Annotated in this window: 12 protein-coding genes and 2 pseudogenes; 11 read left to right on the forward strand and 3 right to left on the reverse strand. The window is 59.4% G+C overall.

The genetic code is table 11. The features are described from left to right. Positions 1 to 46 precede the first annotated feature (46 nt). The gene (gene ybaK, locus LOY43_RS22620) at positions 47 to 517 is read right to left on the reverse strand and encodes a Cys-tRNA(Pro) deacylase (RefSeq protein WP_090285884.1); all 471 of its coding nucleotides are present in this window, start codon (positions 515 to 517) and stop codon (positions 47 to 49) included. 362 nt (positions 518 to 879) lie between these two features. Here ybaK and LOY43_RS22625 point away from each other — a divergent pair, with 362 nt between their 5' ends. The 11 genes and pseudogenes from LOY43_RS22625 to LOY43_RS22675 all read left to right on the forward strand — a co-directional run bounded on the left by LOY43_RS22625 (position 880) and on the right by LOY43_RS22675 (position 13675). After that, entirely contained in the window at positions 880 to 1731 is an 852-nt protein-coding gene (locus LOY43_RS22625; RefSeq protein WP_016986645.1) for an MIP/aquaporin family protein, read from the forward strand. 77 nt (positions 1732 to 1808) lie between these two features. Beyond that, entirely contained in the window at positions 1809 to 3311 is a 1503-nt protein-coding gene (gene glpK / locus LOY43_RS22630) for a glycerol kinase GlpK (RefSeq protein WP_093430586.1), read from the forward strand. A gap of 238 nt (positions 3312 to 3549) precedes the next feature. Further along, the gene (locus tag LOY43_RS22635) at positions 3550 to 4305 is read left to right on the forward strand and encodes a DeoR/GlpR family transcriptional regulator (RefSeq protein ID WP_007916700.1); all 756 of its coding nucleotides are present in this window, start codon (positions 3550 to 3552) and stop codon (positions 4303 to 4305) included. 273 nt (positions 4306 to 4578) lie between these two features. Beyond that, a complete protein-coding gene (glpD, locus tag LOY43_RS22640; RefSeq protein WP_093430587.1) occupies positions 4579 to 6117 on the forward strand; it encodes a glycerol-3-phosphate dehydrogenase in 1539 nt (512 codons plus the stop codon). 537 nt (positions 6118 to 6654) lie between these two features. Further along, positions 6655 to 7581 (forward strand): glutamate/aspartate ABC transporter substrate-binding protein, encoded by a 927-nt coding sequence (locus LOY43_RS22645; RefSeq protein WP_095048295.1) that lies wholly within the window; start codon positions 6655 to 6657, stop codon positions 7579 to 7581. A gap of 193 nt (positions 7582 to 7774) precedes the next feature. Further along, positions 7775 to 8512: pseudogene (locus tag LOY43_RS22650) on the forward strand (amino acid ABC transporter permease); the annotation flags it as partial. A 7-nt stretch (positions 8513 to 8519) separates the two neighbouring features. Beyond that, on the forward strand, positions 8520 to 9191 hold the full coding sequence (locus tag LOY43_RS22655; protein ID WP_003227756.1) for an amino acid ABC transporter permease: 672 nt from the start codon (positions 8520 to 8522) through the stop codon (positions 9189 to 9191). Next, positions 9188 to 9921, forward strand: a pseudogene (locus LOY43_RS22660) (amino acid ABC transporter ATP-binding protein). The gene LOY43_RS22655 and the pseudogene LOY43_RS22660 overlap by 4 nt, the downstream one beginning before the upstream one ends. 177 nt (positions 9922 to 10098) lie before the next feature. Beyond that, on the forward strand, positions 10099 to 12000 hold the full coding sequence (locus LOY43_RS22665; RefSeq protein WP_258708753.1) for a sensor histidine kinase: 1902 nt from the start codon (positions 10099 to 10101) through the stop codon (positions 11998 to 12000). Continuing rightward, positions 11997 to 13325 (forward strand): sigma-54 dependent transcriptional regulator, encoded by a 1329-nt coding sequence (locus tag LOY43_RS22670; RefSeq protein ID WP_258708754.1) that lies wholly within the window; start codon positions 11997 to 11999, stop codon positions 13323 to 13325. Before LOY43_RS22665 ends, LOY43_RS22670 begins: the two co-directional genes overlap by 4 nt. An 11-nt stretch (positions 13326 to 13336) precedes the next feature. Continuing rightward, entirely contained in the window at positions 13337 to 13675 is a 339-nt protein-coding gene (locus LOY43_RS22675) for a GlpM family protein (RefSeq protein WP_007916734.1), read from the forward strand. Between the two features lie 200 nt (positions 13676 to 13875). Here the strand turns inward: LOY43_RS22675 and LOY43_RS22680 are convergent, their stop codons facing one another. Then, positions 13876 to 14541 (reverse strand): DsbA family oxidoreductase, encoded by a 666-nt coding sequence (locus LOY43_RS22680; RefSeq protein WP_220556933.1) that lies wholly within the window; start codon positions 14539 to 14541, stop codon positions 13876 to 13878. Positions 14542 to 14719: 178 nt separating this feature from the next. Continuing rightward, complete coding sequence (locus LOY43_RS22685; RefSeq protein WP_095048301.1) at positions 14720 to 15754, reverse strand: alpha/beta fold hydrolase; 1035 nt, start codon at positions 15752 to 15754, stop codon at positions 14720 to 14722. Between the last annotated feature and the right edge of the window lie 54 nt (positions 15755 to 15808).

Genomic DNA, 15808 nt, shown 5'->3' on the forward strand with positions numbered 1-15808 from the left:
GCGCCAGTGACAGAACCAGTCAATTTTTTACATACAGCATTAATGACTAAGGACGGCCGATGTCGGCAAATTTGGCCTGGGTGTGTTCGGCGAGCACCGCGGGCGCCAGTTCCACCTCCAGGCCACGCCGACCGGCGCTGACATAAATAGTCGCAAAACCCTGAGCCGAGTTGTCGATAAAGGTACGCAGGCGCTTCTTCTGCCCCAACGGGCTGATGCCGCCCAACAGATAACCGGTGGAGCGCTGAGCGGCTGCCGGGTCAGCCATCTCGACTTTTTTTACGCCAGCGGCATGGGCCAGACCTTTGAGGTCGAGGCTTCCGACGACCGGCACCACCGCCACCAGCAACTCGCCTTTTTCACTGGCCGCGAGCAGGGTTTTAAACACCTGTGCCGGTTCAAGTGCCAGCTTCTCTGCGGCCTCAAGGCCATAGGACGCGGCCTTCGGGTCATGTTCGTAACTGTGCACGCGATGTTCGGCACGAACTTTTTTCAACAAGTCCAACGCAGGGGTCATGGCAGCTCCAGGTTCGGCAATGGCAAAAAAAACCTCCGCCGGATTCTAGGTGATCAGCCTCCAAAAGGCTCTATCCCAAGCCACGATTCCCGCGGCTCGCAGACATTCAGCGCACGTTGTCGCACCTGGGCCACAAAGGATCATTCACCCAGCGAATAGTTTTATTGTGACCGATGGTTCACTTTCGACCTTTGACAGGTTTGTTTCTTGTCTATATTTTTTCGAATCTGAATAATGTAAGAATTGTCGTCACAGCGACACCCAGCAGTAAACCGGGAACGGAATGGGGATTCCTACTCGGGGAAAATCGCGCCTTGCCCTGTTGGCAAACGCGCCAGACAACAACAAAAACGAGGTTTTCAATGACAACTGCTTTACAGCAACCAACGCTCTCAAGCCAATGCATGGCCGAGTTTCTGGGTACTGCTCTTCTGATCTTTTTCGGCACCGGCTGTGTCGCCGCGCTCAAAGTCGCGGGTGCCAGCTTCGGCCTGTGGGAAATCAGCATCATCTGGGGCGTCGGCGTGAGCATGGCGATCTACCTCACCGCCGGAGTTTCCGGCGCGCACCTGAACCCGGCCGTGAGCATCGCCCTGGCGATCTTCGCCGACTTTGAAAAGCGCAAACTGCCGTTCTATATTCTTGCCCAGATCGCCGGCGCCTTCTGCGGCGCGCTGCTGGTTTACACGCTGTACAGCAATCTTTTCTTCGATTACGAACAAACTCACCAAATGGTCCGCGGCTCGGCCGCCAGCCTTGAATTGGCCTCGGTGTTTTCGACCTTCCCCAACCCGGTGCTGTCCACCGCCCAGGCATTCCTGGTCGAGATGATCATCACCGCGATCCTGATGGGCGTGATCATGTCCCTGACCGATGACAACAACGGCCTGCCGAAAGGCCCGCTGGCACCGCTGCTGATCGGCTTGCTGATCGCGGTGATCGGCAGTTCGATGGGGCCGTTGACCGGTTTCGCCATGAACCCGGCGCGTGACTTCGGTCCGAAACTGATGACTTTCTTCGCCGGCTGGGGTGAAATTTCCTTCACTGGCGGCCGTGATATTCCGTATTTCCTGATTCCGATTTTTGCACCGATTGTCGGTGCCTGCCTCGGCGCTGCCGGGTATCGCGGGCTCATCGCCCGTCACCTGACCGGCGCCACACCTGCTACAAAGGATGCAGAACCGGCCATTGACGGCAAACCAAGAACTTCTTGAAACAGTCGGCACCGGCTCCTGCCCTATAGAGCCTGCGCCACGGCCCACTCTCCCTTATTTCGTCCAAGGCAATCGACATGACCGACATTCAGAATAAGAACTACATCATTGCCCTCGATCAGGGTACGACCAGCTCCCGCGCGATCATTTTCGACCGCGACGCGAACGTGGTCTGCACCGCGCAGCGCGAATTCGCCCAGCATTACCCGCAAGCCGGTTGGGTTGAACACGACCCGATGGAAATCTTCGCCACCCAGAGCGCGGTGATGGTTGAAGCGCTGGCCCAGGCTGGGCTGCATCACGATCAGGTGGCTGCCATCGGCATCACCAACCAGCGTGAAACCACCGTGGTCTGGGACAAGACCACCGGCCGCCCGGTGTACAACGCCATCGTCTGGCAGTGCCGCCGCAGCACCGAGATCTGCCAGCAGCTCAAGCGCGATGGCCACGAAGACTACATCCGCGACAACACCGGTCTGGTCACCGACCCGTACTTCTCCGGCACCAAACTGAAGTGGATCCTCGACAACGTCGAAGGCAGCCGCGAACGAGCGCGCAACGGCGAACTGCTGTTCGGCACCGTCGATAGCTGGCTGATCTGGAAATTCACCGGCGGCAAGGTGCACGTCACCGACTACACCAACGCCTCGCGCACCATGCTCTTCAATATCCATTCGCTGGAATGGGATTCGAAGATGCTGGAAATCCTCGACATCCCGCGCGAGATGCTTCCGGAAGTGAAGGCGTCTTCGGAAATCTACGGTCGTACCAAGAGCGGCATTGCCATCGGCGGTATCGCCGGTGACCAGCAAGCCGCATTGTTCGGCCAGATGTGCGTGGAGCCGGGTCAGGCGAAAAACACCTACGGCACCGGCTGCTTCCTGCTGATGAACACTGGCGACAAAGCGGTGAAATCCCAACACGGCATGCTCACCACCATCGCTTGCGGCCCGCGTGGCGAAGTCGCTTACGCACTGGAAGGCGCGGTGTTCAACGGCGGTTCGACCGTGCAGTGGCTGCGCGATGAACTGAAAATCATCAACGACGCCCACGACACCGAATACTTCGCCAATAAAGTGAAGGACAGCAACGGCGTTTACCTGGTGCCGGCCTTCACCGGTCTGGGCGCGCCGTACTGGGACCCGTATGCCCGTGGCGCGCTGTTCGGCCTGACTCGCGGCGTGCGCGTGGATCACATCATCCGCGCCGCACTGGAGTCGATCGCTTACCAGACTCGCGACGTGCTCGACGCCATGCAGCAAGACTCCGGCGAACGCCTCAAAGCCCTGCGCGTGGACGGCGGCGCGGTGGCGAACAACTTCCTCATGCAGTTCCAGGCCGACATCCTTGGCACGCAGGTCGAGCGTCCGCAAATGCGCGAAACCACGGCACTTGGCGCCGCGTATCTGGCCGGTCTGGCGTGCGGTTTCTGGGGCAGCCTGGACGAACTGCGCGGTAAAGCGGTGATCGAGCGTGAGTTTGAACCGAGCCTGGACGAAACCGAGAAAGAGAAGCTGTACAAAGGCTGGAAAAAAGCCGTCAGCCGCACCCGTGACTGGGCGCGTGAAGACGCTGAATAAGCCAACCTTAGGACTGGCTAAAGCGGTCCAAACAGCGTGAAAGCGTAGCGAGCGAAGGCAAGCCAAGGCAAAAACAGGCGAGGACGCGGAGTTTACGGGCTTGTAAATGAGCAGTCCGAGCCTGTTTTTAACGCAGGATGGCCGAGCGCAGTAGCTTTCACGTTGTTTGGAAACTGGTCGGGAGCGGATTCCTGCGTCATCATGGGCAAATTTTGCACGGCAGCCCAAAGGAAGCCCCATGAATCTGCCTCCCCGTCAGCAGCAAATCCTCGAGCTGGTCCGCGAACGCGGCTATGTGAGCATCGAGGAAATGGCCACGCTGTTCGTTGTTACCCCGCAAACCATCCGCCGCGACATCAATCAGCTCGCGGAAGCCAATCTGTTGCGTCGCTACCATGGCGGCGCAGCCTACGATTCCAGCGTAGAAAACACTGCCTATGCAATGCGCGCCGACCAGATGCGCGATGAAAAACAACGCATCGGTGAAGCCATCGCCGCCCAGATCCCCGATCACGCCTCGCTGTTCATCAATATCGGCACCACCACCGAATCGATTGCCCGCGCCCTGCTCAACCACAATCATCTGAAGATCATCACCAACAACCTGCATGTGGCGTCGATGCTCAGTGCCAAGGATGATTTCGATGTGCTGCTGACCGGCGGCAATGTGCGCCGTGATGGCGGCGTGGTCGGTCAGGCGAGCGTGGATTTCATTAATCAGTTCAAAGTTGATTTCGCCCTGGTCGGGATCAGCGGTATTGATGAAGACGGTAGCTTGCTGGATTTCGATTATCAGGAAGTGCGGGTGTCGCAGGCGATCATTGCCAATGCGCGGCAGGTGATTCTGGCGGCGGACTCCAGCAAATTCGGGCGTAATGCGATGATTCGCCTGGGGCCGATCAGCCTGATCGATTGCCTGGTAACGGATCAGCAGCCGGTGCCGGCGCTGGCGCAGTTGTTGAGTCAGCACAAGATTCGCCTGGAAGTCGTCTAGTTACTCGTTCCCACGCTCCGCGTGGGAATGCAGCCCGGGACGCTCTGCGTCCCACCTCAAAGCCGACGCAGAGCGTCGGTGGATGCATTCCTTTGCTGCGCATGGGAACGATCTGCCCGTAAATGTTCGAATATTTTCTTTTACTCGCCCTTCGATGAGTTTTTTCAATCGAACGTGACTGGCTGTGCGCGTGTTTATGGGCTACCATTTTCGCAAATGAACATTCATGTTCGATTTCCAATATAGAAAATCAAAAGAACCCGAGGCCAGCCGATGTCCACCTCTACCTTGCGTACGCCCCCAATCTCCGAGATCTACGACATCGCCGTCATTGGCGGCGGGATCAATGGCGTGGGGATCGCAGCGGATGCCGCCGGTCGCGGGCTTTCGGTGTTCCTTTGCGAAAAAGACGATCTGGCCAGCCACACCTCGTCGGCCAGCAGCAAGCTGATCCACGGCGGCCTGCGCTACCTCGAACATTACGAATTTCGTCTGGTACGTGAAGCGCTGGCTGAGCGCGAAGTGTTGCTGGCCAAGGCGCCGCATATCGTCAAACCGATGCGCTTCGTGTTGCCGCACCGTCCACACCTGCGCCCGGCATGGATGATCCGCGCTGGCCTGTTCCTCTATGACAACCTCGGCAAGCGCGAAAAACTGCCAGGTTCGAAAAGCCTCAAGTTTGGTGCCGACAGCGCACTGAAAAGCGAAATCAAGAAAGGCTTCGAATACTCCGACTGCTGGGTCGACGACGCCCGCCTCGTGGTACTCAACGCCATGGCCGCCCGCGAAAAAGGTGCCCACGTGCACACTCAAACCCGGTGCGTCAGCGCCCGTCGCACCAAAGGCCTGTGGCACCTGCATCTGGAACGAGCCGACGGCAGCCTGTTTTCGATCACCGCCAAAGCGCTGGTGAACGCCGCCGGCCCGTGGGTTGCCAAGTTCATTCGTGACGACCTGAAGATGGAATCGCCTTACGGCATCCGTTTGATCCAGGGCAGCCACATCATCGTGCCGAAGTTGTATGAAGGCGATCACGCGCACATTCTGCAAAACGAAGATCAGCGCATCGTCTTCACCATTCCGTACCTGAACCACTTCACCCTGATCGGCACCACCGATCGTGAGTACACCGGTGATCCGGCGAAAGTGGCAATCACCGACGCCGAAACCGACTACCTGTTGAAAGTGGTCAACGCCCACTTCAAGCAGCAGATCAGCCGTGACGACATCCAGCACAGCTACTCGGGCGTACGCCCACTGTGCAACGACGAATCCGACAACCCGTCGGCCGTCACCCGTGATTACACCCTGGCCTTGTCGGGCAGCACTGAAGAGGCACCGCTGTTGTCGGTGTTCGGCGGCAAGCTGACCACCTACCGCAAGCTCGCCGAATCGGCGATGGCGCAGTTGATGCCGTTCTTCACCCAGATGCGCCCGAGCTGGACCGCCACCGCTACCCTGCCTGGCGGCGAGGACATGACCACCCCGCAAGCCTTGTGCGCGCAGATCCGCGACAAGTTCGACTTCGTACCGACCGAGATCGCCCGCCGCTGGGCCACCACCTACGGCAGCCGGACCTGGCGCATGCTTGAAGGTGTGGAAAGCCTCGCGGACATGGGCGAACACATCGGCGGCGGGCTCTACACCCGCGAAGTCGATTACCTGTGCAGCGAAGAGTGGGCAACCACGGCCCACGACATTCTGTGGCGCCGCAGCAAGCTGGGCCTGTTCACCACTCCGGCCGAGCAGGAGAAACTGGCGGCGTACCTGGGCAAGGTCGAGCAGAACCGTAGCAAGATTGAAGCGGCGTGATGTGAACATCGCTTTAAACGAAAGCCCCTGAATTGAGAGATTCAGGGGCTTTTTGTTTTGTGGGCTCTGCAAAATTTGATTGTGTCAGTTTGATCGTTCCCCCCTCACCCCAGCCCTCTCCCCCGGGGGGTAGAGGGGGAAGGGAGCCGATCTTCATGAGGTTCAAATTCTGAGTTCGACTCGGTATCTCAGGTCGGTGCATCTCGCCCAGTCGCCGCGTTCAGTCCCCTCTCCCTCTGGGCGGTCCGACGTTTCGGGAGGGCTAGGGTGAGGGGCTTTTGATCGTTCGGTTTTCCGAACGCGACTTCCCGGTCGATTCGGTAAACCGGATCAGTTATGCCAAAACAAACCATCACAAAACTTTAATAACGTTATAAATCATCAAGTTAAGTACATCTCCCTGGTCTGGCACGAGTCATGCTCTACACTCTCTCGACGAATGCTTGTTGTGCCAACACTTCAGGAGCCGTCAGGCATTCGAAGCACAAAAGGGCCGACGAACTGGCTCCATAAAAAAAACAATTCGAGGAAAATTTGATGCGCATCGTTCCCCATATCCTGGGCGCAGCCATTGCGGCCGCTCTGATCAGCACGCCAGTTTTCGCCGCCGAACTCACCGGCACCCTGAAGAAAATCAACGATTCGGGCACCATCACGCTCGCTCACCGCGACAGCTCCATTCCGTTTTCCTACATCGCGGATGCTTCCGGCAAACCAGTGGGCTACTCCCACGACATTCAAGTGGCCATCGTTGAAGCCCTGAAAAAAGACCTGAACAAGCCAGACCTGCAGGTCAAATACAACCTGGTAACCTCGCAAACCCGTATCCCGCTGATCCAGAACGGCACCGCGGATATCGAGTGCGGCTCCACCACCAACAACGCCGAACGCGCCCAGCAAGTCGACTTCACCGTCAACATCTTCGAAATCGGCACCCGTCTGCTGGTCAAGAAAGACAAGGATGGCAAGCCGTCCTACGCTGACTTTGCCGACCTGAAAGGCAAAAACGTCGTGACCACCGCCGGCACCACGTCCGAGCGCATCATCAAAGCGATGAACGCCGACAAGCAGATGGGCATGAACATCATCTCCGCCAAAGACCACGGCGAATCCTTCAACATGCTGGAAAGCGGCCGCGCCGTAGCCTTCATGATGGACGACGCCCTGCTGGCCGGCGAAGAAGCCAAGGCCAAGAAGCCGACTGACTGGATCATCACCGGTACGCCGCAGTCCTTCGAAGCCTACGCGTGCATGGTTCGTAAAGATGACCCGGCCTTCAAGAAAGCCGTCGATGCCGCCATTGTCGGCCTGTACAAGTCCGGCGAGATCAACAAGATCTACAGCAAGTGGTTCGAGAGCCCGATCCCGCCAAAAGGCCTGAACCTGAACTTCCCGATGAGCGACAAGGTAAAAGATCTGATCGCCAACCCGAGCGACAAGCCGGCGCCTGACGTAAAAATCTGATTCCTGACTAACCTTGTCTCCTGAGGGGGCGACCCTCCCTCAGGCGTTTGTTACTACCTGCTGGCTTCACTGTGGAACACTCGACCTGGCGGTTTCCGAGCCGATCGCGTGTGCCTGACGTTCAACGTCAGGCGGGAAAGGATCTTCCCCAAGCGGGTGCTTGTACATCGATCGATCTCGAGGGGAGACCCTAATGAATTACAACTGGGACTGGGGCGTGTTCTTCAAGTCCACCGGCGTTGGCAGCGAGACTTATCTCGACTGGTACATCTCCGGCCTGGGCTGGACCATTGCCATCGCCATTGTGGCATGGATCATCGCCTTGCTGCTGGGCTCCATTCTGGGGGTCATGCGCACGGTGCCAAACCGCATCGTATCGGGCATCGCGACCTGCTACGTCGAGCTGTTCCGTAACGTGCCGCTGCTGGTGCAACTGTTCATCTGGTACTTCCTGGTGCCCGACCTGCTGCCGCAAAACCTGCAGGACTGGTACAAACAGGACCTCAACCCGACCACCTCGGCTTACCTGAGCGTTGTCGTGTGCCTGGGCCTGTTCACCGCCGCCCGTGTCTGCGAGCAAGTGCGTACTGGCATTCAGGCGCTGCCACGCGGCCAGGAATCCGCCGCGCGCGCCATGGGATTCAAGCTGCCGCAGATCTACTGGAACGTGCTGCTGCCCCAGGCCTACCGGATCATCATTCCGCCGCTTACCTCGGAATTCCTCAACGTCTTCAAGAACTCCTCCGTGGCGTCCCTGATCGGCCTGATGGAACTACTGGCGCAAACCAAACAGACCGCCGAATTCTCGGCCAACCTGTTTGAAGCCTTCACCCTGGCCACGCTGATCTACTTCACCCTGAACATGAGCCTGATGTTGCTGATGCGCATGGTCGAGAAGAAAGTCGCAGTGCCCGGCCTGATCTCCGTGGGGGTAAATAATGGACTTCGATTTCAGCGGCATCATCCCCGCCATTCCGGGCCTGTGGAACGGCATGGTCATGACCTTGCAGTTGATGGTCATGGGCGTGGTCGGCGGCATCGTGCTGGGGACCATCCTCGCACTGATGCGCCTGTCGTCGAGCAAACTGCTGTCGCGGGTGGCCGGCGCTTATGTGAACTACTTCCGTTCGATCCCGCTGCTGCTGGTGATCACCTGGTTCTACCTGGCGGTGCCGTTCGTACTGCGCTGGATCACCGGTGAAGACACGCCAATCGGGGCGTTCACCTCCTGCGTCGTGGCCTTCATGATGTTCGAAGCCGCGTACTTCTGCGAAATCGTCCGCGCCGGTGTGCAGTCGATCCCCAAAGGCCAGATGGCCGCCGCACAAGCGATGGGCATGACCTATGGCCAGACCATGCGTCTGATCATCCTGCCCCAGGCGTTCCGCAAGATGACCCCGTTGCTGCTGCAACAGTCGATCATCCTGTTTCAGGACACCTCGCTGGTCTACACCGTGGGCCTGGTGGACTTCCTCAACTCCGCCCGCTCCAGCGGCGACATCATCGGTCGATCCAACGAGTTCCTGATCTTCGCCGGTGTCGTCTACTTCATCATCAGCTTTTCCGCCTCGCTGCTGGTCAAGCGTCTGCAAAAAAGGTTCGCCGTATGATCTCTATCAAGAACATCAACAAGTGGTATGGGGACTTCCAGGTGCTGACTGATTGCAGCACCGAGGTCAAAAAGGCGAAGTGATCGTGGTCTGCGGCCCGTCGGGTTCCGGCAAATCGACCCTGATCAAATGCGTCAACGCGCTGGAGCCGTTCCAGAAAGGCGACATCGTCGTCGACGGCACCTCGATTGCCGACTCGAAGACCAACCTGCCGAAACTGCGCTCGCGCGTGGGCATGGTGTTCCAGCATTTCGAACTGTTCCCGCACCTGACCATCACCGAAAACCTGACCATCGCGCAGATCAAGGTGTTGGGCCGCAGCAAGGAAGAGGCGACCAAGAAAGGTCTGCAATTGCTCGAGCGTGTCGGCTTGTCCGCTCACGCCCACAAGCATCCGGGGCAACTGTCCGGTGGTCAGCAACAGCGTGTGGCGATTGCCCGTGCGCTGGCGATGGACCCGATCGTCATGCTGTTCGACGAACCGACCTCGGCGCTCGACCCGGAGATGGTCAACGAAGTGCTCGACGTGATGGTGCAACTGGCCCACGAAGGCATGACCATGATGTGCGTGACCCACGAAATGGGCTTTGCGCGCAAAGTGGCTGACCGGGTGATCTTCATGGACGCCGGCAAGATCATCGAAGACTGCCCGAAAGAGGAGTTCTTCGGCGACATCAGCGCCCGCTCCGAACGCGCGCAGCACTTCCTCGAGAAAATCCTGCAGCACTAAAAGCAACACACCTGCCGGGGCATTGCTCCATCCCTGTGGGAGCGAGCCTGCTCGCGAAGAGGCCATTACATTCAGCCTGGATGTTGAATGTCAGTCCGTTTTCGCGAGCAGGCTCGCTCCCACAAGGGCCGGCGCTGCCCTTGCAACAAGTGTGGTGGTTGACCCAAGGCAACTGTGATGAAATGCGACCCCAATCTCTATCGCGCCGCGCCGCCATCACTTGCCGTGAAGCCTCGTCTGATTCGTCATCTGTTCCTGCCGCCACTGGTCATCGTCCTGATGATCGGGTTGGGTTACGCCGGCTTCTGGACCAGTGAGCATTTCGGCATTCGCAGCCTCGGCGAAAACGGCCAGCGTCAGCTCGAACTGAACGCCCGCGCCGTCGAAAGCGAAATCAGCAAATACACCTACCTGCCCAGCCTGTTGGAACTCGAAACCAGTGTGTCGCAGTTGCTGGCCGACCCGACCCCGGAACACCGGCGAACGGTCAACGATTACCTTGAAGGCCTGAACCGGCGCAGTCGCAGTCGGGCCATCTACGTGATGGACACCACCGGCCGTGTCATGGCCACCAGCAACTGGCGCGATGTCGACAGTTATCTCGGTGAAGACCTGTCCTTCCGCGCCTATTTCCAGAAAGCCGTACGCGGCGAGTCGGGGCGTTTCTACGGCATCGGCAGCACCAACGGTGAGCCCGGCTATTACCTCGCCCACGGCCTCGAAGAGCATGGCAAGATCATCGGCGTCGCCGTGGTCAAAGTGCGCCTGGAAGCCATGGAAGAACGCTGGCAACGCGCCCGTCTAGAAGCCTTTGTCAGCGATGAGAACGGCATCATCATTCTCTCCAGCGATCCGGCTCGACGCCTCAAGTCAGTGATCCCGCTCACCGACGAAATCAAAGAAAAACTCGCCCGCAGCCTGCAGTACTACTGGTTCCCGCTCAACGAACTGCAACCGCTGGCCCGGGAAACCCTGGCCGAAGGCGTGGAAAAACTGACCTTCCCCGCCAACAGCGAAGTGCGCTCCGACGATGACGACATCAGCTATCTGGCACAGACCCGGCCACTGAGCGACACACCGTGGAACTTCACCCTGCTCACGCCGTTGCAGGACCTGCGCCGCGAAGCCATCAACCAAGGGATTCTGGTCGCCGTCGCGTTTGCGCTGGTGGCATTCCTGTTGATCGCCTGGAACGAGCGACGCAAGGTCATCGCCACCCGTCTCGCCGCCCGCGAAGCCTTGCAGGAAGCCAACAATCAACTGGAGCGTCGGATTACCGAACGCACCACTGATCTGCGCGCCAGCAACGAGCGCCTGAAGAGCCAGATCCGCGAACGGCGTCAGGCCGAAGAGACGTTGCGCCGTGCGCAGGATGAACTGGTGCAGGCTGGCAAGCTCGCCGCCATCGGTCAGATGTCGACCAGCATCGCTCACGAATTGAATCAGCCGCTGGCGGCGATGCGTACGCTGTCGGGCAACACCGTGCGCTTCCTCGAACGGGGCCAACTGGATGTCGCCAGCACCAATCTGAAAACCATCAACGAGCTGATCGACCGCATGGGCCGGATCACCGCCAGCCTGCGTTCGTTCGCCCGGCGCGGTGACAACCAGGGCCAGGCCAGCCTCGGCAAAGCCGTGGAGGCCGCGCTGCAATTGCTCGGTGCACGCCTGGAGAGTTCGGCGGTCAACATTCACCGCCAGTTCATCGATGTCCAGGTGCAGATCGACCAGACCCGCCTCGAACAGATTCTGGTCAACCTGATCGGCAATGCCCTCGACGCCATGCAGGCGCAACCCCTGCCCGAGCTGTGGCTGGAGGGTGAAGAATTCAACGCCAAATATCGCCTGCGTGTACGTGACAACGGTCACGGCATCGACGCTGAAGCGCGCAAGCATCTGTTCGAACCGTTCTTCACCACCAAACCCGGCGAACAAGGCCTGGGCCTTGGCCTGACCCTTTCCGCCAGCCTCGCCGCCGCCACCGGCGGGCATCTGGGTGTCGAACACCCGGCCAGCGGTGGCACCACCTTCGTCCTCAGTTTACCGTTGGTAAGCCCTACTCCTGCCGAGCCAATATGAACCACGACCTTAGTGTGCTGATCGTCGAAGACGACCCCCATGTGCTGCTCGGCTGCCAACAGGCGCTGACCCTCGAAGACATTCCCTGTGTCGGCGTCGGCAGTGCAGAAGAAGCGCTGGAGCGCGTCGGCGACAACTTTGCCGGCATCGTCATCAGCGACATTCGCCTGCCGGGCATCGATGGCCTCGAACTGCTGACCCGCCTCAAGCAACGTGATCGCAGCCTGCCGGTGGTGTTGATCACCGGCCACGGCGACATTTCCATGGCCGTCGACGCGATGCAGAAAGGCGCCTATGACTTCATGGAAAAACCGTTCTCGCCGGAGCGTCTGGTCGACGTCGCACGGCGGGCACTGGAGCAACGCAGCCTCGCCCGCGAAGTCTCATCGCTGCGCCGGCAACTGGCCGAGCGCGACTCCCTTGAAGGGCGGATCATTGGCCGCTCGCCGGCGATGCAGAACCTGCGCGAACTGATTGCCAACGTCGCCGACACTTCGGCCAACGTGCTGATCGAAGGCGAGACCGGCACCGGTAAGGAACTGGTCGCCCGCTGCCTGCACGATTTCAGTCGTCGCCACAGCAAGCAATTCGTCGCGTTGAACTGCGGCGGTCTGCCGGAAAACCTTTTCGAAAGCGAGATTTTCGGCCACGAGGCCAACGCCTTTACCGGTGCCGGCAAACGCCGTATCGGCAAGATCGAACACGCCGACGGCGGCACGCTGTTCCTCGACGAAGTGGAAAGCATGCCGCTGCCATTGCAGATCAAACTGCTGCGCGTGTTGCAGGAGCGCACCCTCGAACGTCTCGGCTCGAACCAGAGCGTGGCCGTGGATTGCCGGGTGATCGCAGCAACCAAATCCGACCTCGACGAAGCGAGCAAGGCTGGCGAGTTCCGCAGCGACTTGTACTACCGCCTCAACGTGGTAACGCTGGAGCTGCCACCACTGCGCGAACGCCGCGAAGACATCCTGCAACTGTTCGAACACTTCACCCAGCAATCAGCACTGCGCTTCGACCGCGCACTGCCGGAGCTGGACAACCAGACCCTGTCGAACCTGATGAGCCATGATTGGCCGGGCAACGTGCGTGAATTGCGCAACGTCGCCGAACGTTTTGCCCTCGGTTTGCCGGCGTTCAAGAAGTCCGGCACCAGCGCTGGCGGCCAAGGCCTGGCGTTTGCCGAAGCGGTGGAAGCCTTCGAGCGCAACCTGCTCAGCGACGCCCTGCAACGCAGCGGCGGTAACCTGACTCAGGCCAGCCTGGAATTGGGCATGGCCAAGACCACGCTGTTCGACAAAGTGAAAAAATACGGTCTGAGCCATTAAGCGAGAACGATGTGGATCTGTTTTTCAAAGCCCTGTTGGGCGCCGCGGTAGTACTGATCATCGCGGCGCTGTCGAAAACCAAAAACTACTACATCGCCGGATTGGTGCCGCTGTTTCCGACGTTTGCGCTGATTGCGCATTACATCGTCGGCAAGGGGCGTTCGATTGAGGATTTGAAGACCACGATCGTGTTCGGCATGTGGTCGATCATTCCGTACTTTGTGTATCTGGCGACGTTGTATGTGATGGTGGATCGGTTGCGGCTGGAGGCTTCGTTGGCGGTGGCGGCGGTGGCCTGGTTGATGGCCGCCACGGTGTTGGTGACTGTGTGGGTGCGCCTGCACAGCTAAGTGCAAAAGCCACCCTCACCCCAGCCCTCTCCCTCCGGGAGAGGGGGCCGACCGAGGTGTCTTGCAAGCTGCATCGACCTGAAAGATCCAGTCGATTATGGATTCGGTACAGCACGTTCACGTCGGCGTATCACTCCAGCATCCCCCAATCAGTCCCCTCTCCCTCAGGGAGAGGGCTAGGGTGAGGGGCTTTTAGCTTTTCAGTTGACGGCACCACCCCGGGCGTCAGCCATAATCTGCCGGATCGCCCCGACAAACGTCTCCACCGGTTGCCCACCCGTCACCGCGTATTGCCCGTTGAACACCACGGTCGGCACCGAACTCACCCCGCGCTGCAACCACAATTGCTCTTCTTCACGCACCTCATCGGCAAACTCGTCGGACGCCAGAATCGCCTCGGCTCGCTGACGATCGAGCCCGACACTTTCCGCAATCTGCACCAGTTGCCGATGATCCGACGGATTGCCGCCATCGCTGAAATACGCCTTGAACAGCGCCTCTTTCAACAACAGTTGCACACCTTCGAGCCCGGCCCAGTGCAGCAAGCGGTGCGCATCAAAAGTGTTGTAGATACGGCTGTTGCCGTCAGTGCGAAACGCAAACCCGAGTTCAGCGCCACGGGCACGAATGGCTTCGCGATTTTTCTGCGATTGCTCCGGGGTCGAGCCGTACTTCTCTTGAATGTGCTCAGCGATGTTCTGCCCGTCTGCGCCCATTTTCGGATTGAGTTCGAACGGTTGGAAACGGATCTCGGCCTGCACTTCGTTGCGCAGAATCTCCAGTGCCTGTAACAGGCCACGCAAACCGATGACACACCAGGGGCAGGAGACGTCGCTGACAAAATCGATTTTCAAGGCAGAACTCATCACACACCTCGCGGGGGGAAATCGTGCGGGAAAATTTGCACGATACACCTGCTCCGGATTTTTTGGTGACCGTAGTGGCCCCTTCGCGAGCAGGCTCGCTCCCACCCTTGGAATGCGTTCCCCTGTGGGAGCGAGCCTGCTCGCGAAGAGGCCCGCTCAGGCGATACAAATACCTCGATTACAGCAGATTCCCGCCCACCACCGGCTCAATCTGCGCCCAATGCGAAGTGTCTTCACGATGCGCCTGCAAATACGGCAGCACCGCCGCCAGCAACGGCTCCTTGAACGCCTCTTGAAAGCGATGCGCCAACCCCGGAATCAGTTTCAACTGGCTGCCGCGAATATGCGCCGCCAGATGAACCCCGTGCATCACCGGCAACAACGGATCCGCCGTGCCATGCACCACCAGCGTCGGTACCCGCAACTGATTGAGCAATGCCACCCGGCTCGGCTCGGCAAGAATCGCCATGATCTGCCGCTTCACGCCTTCGGGATTGAACGCGCGGTCATACGACAGCGCAGCCTGATGCAGCAAGACCTGGCGATCATCGGTGACCGCCGGGCTGCCCAGCGCGGCCAGCAGATCAGCCTGCTGTTCCAGCGCCACCTGTCGATTCGGTGCGCCGCGCCGCGACAACAACTGCACCAGCGCCGCGCTGGGTGCCGGCAGACCTTCGGCGCCCGAGGTGGTCATGATCAATGTCAGACTCTCGACCCGCTGCGGTGCCATCGCCGCCATGTGCTGGGCAATCATCCCGCCCATGCTCGCGCCCAGCACGTGGAATTGCTCGACGTGCAACGCGTCCATCAATCCCAGCGCGTCGTCTGCCATGTCGGTCAGGCTGTAAGGCGCTGCCACCGGCAGACCGAGCTTGTAGCGCAGCACTTCGAAGGTCAGATTGGCGTCAGCCGGCGCCTGCCGCCAGGTCGACAGACCGACGTCGCGGTTGTCATAGCGAATCACCCGAAAACCCTGCTGACACAGCGCAACCACTACTTCGTCCGGCCAGTGGATCAACTGTCCACCCAAGCCCATGACCAGCAACAACGCCGGATCCGACGCGCGACCAATGCTCTGGTAAGCCAGGCTCACCTGCTGCAGATCAACGTGCTCGGTCGGCACATTGACGTCGCAACGCGCCGCCGCCCAAGACGACGATCCGAAAAAAATCGCGACCAGAACAGCCGCGACCGATACAAAACCCTTGACCATGAAAAACACCGAAACGCAGAACCCCAGTAGAGCGCGAGTCTGATGAAGTTTGTT

Source organism: Pseudomonas sp. B21-041, from assembly GCF_024748675.1.
GTDB classification, from domain to species: Bacteria; Pseudomonadota; Gammaproteobacteria; order Pseudomonadales; family Pseudomonadaceae; genus Aquipseudomonas; species Aquipseudomonas neuropathica.

What these genes read in the sequence shown, in the direction of transcription:
- ybaK (WP_090285884.1), bottom strand. Translation starts at nt 517, where the DNA reads ATGACCCCTGCGTTGGACTTGTTGAAAAAAGTTCGTGCCGAACATCGC.
- LOY43_RS22625 (WP_016986645.1), top strand. Translation starts at nt 880, where the DNA reads ATGACAACTGCTTTACAGCAACCAACGCTCTCAAGCCAATGCATGGCC.
- glpK (WP_093430586.1), top strand. Translation starts at nt 1,809, where the DNA reads ATGACCGACATTCAGAATAAGAACTACATCATTGCCCTCGATCAGGGT.
- LOY43_RS22635 (WP_007916700.1), top strand. Translation starts at nt 3,550, where the DNA reads ATGAATCTGCCTCCCCGTCAGCAGCAAATCCTCGAGCTGGTCCGCGAA.
- glpD (WP_093430587.1), top strand. Translation starts at nt 4,579, where the DNA reads ATGTCCACCTCTACCTTGCGTACGCCCCCAATCTCCGAGATCTACGAC.
- LOY43_RS22645 (WP_095048295.1), top strand. Translation starts at nt 6,655, where the DNA reads ATGCGCATCGTTCCCCATATCCTGGGCGCAGCCATTGCGGCCGCTCTG.
- LOY43_RS22655 (WP_003227756.1), top strand. Translation starts at nt 8,520, where the DNA reads ATGGACTTCGATTTCAGCGGCATCATCCCCGCCATTCCGGGCCTGTGG.
- LOY43_RS22665 (WP_258708753.1), top strand. Translation starts at nt 10,099, where the DNA reads ATGAAATGCGACCCCAATCTCTATCGCGCCGCGCCGCCATCACTTGCC.
- LOY43_RS22670 (WP_258708754.1), top strand. Translation starts at nt 11,997, where the DNA reads ATGAACCACGACCTTAGTGTGCTGATCGTCGAAGACGACCCCCATGTG.
- LOY43_RS22680 (WP_220556933.1), bottom strand. Translation starts at nt 14,541, where the DNA reads ATGAGTTCTGCCTTGAAAATCGATTTTGTCAGCGACGTCTCCTGCCCC.
- LOY43_RS22685 (WP_095048301.1), bottom strand. Translation starts at nt 15,754, where the DNA reads ATGGTCAAGGGTTTTGTATCGGTCGCGGCTGTTCTGGTCGCGATTTTT.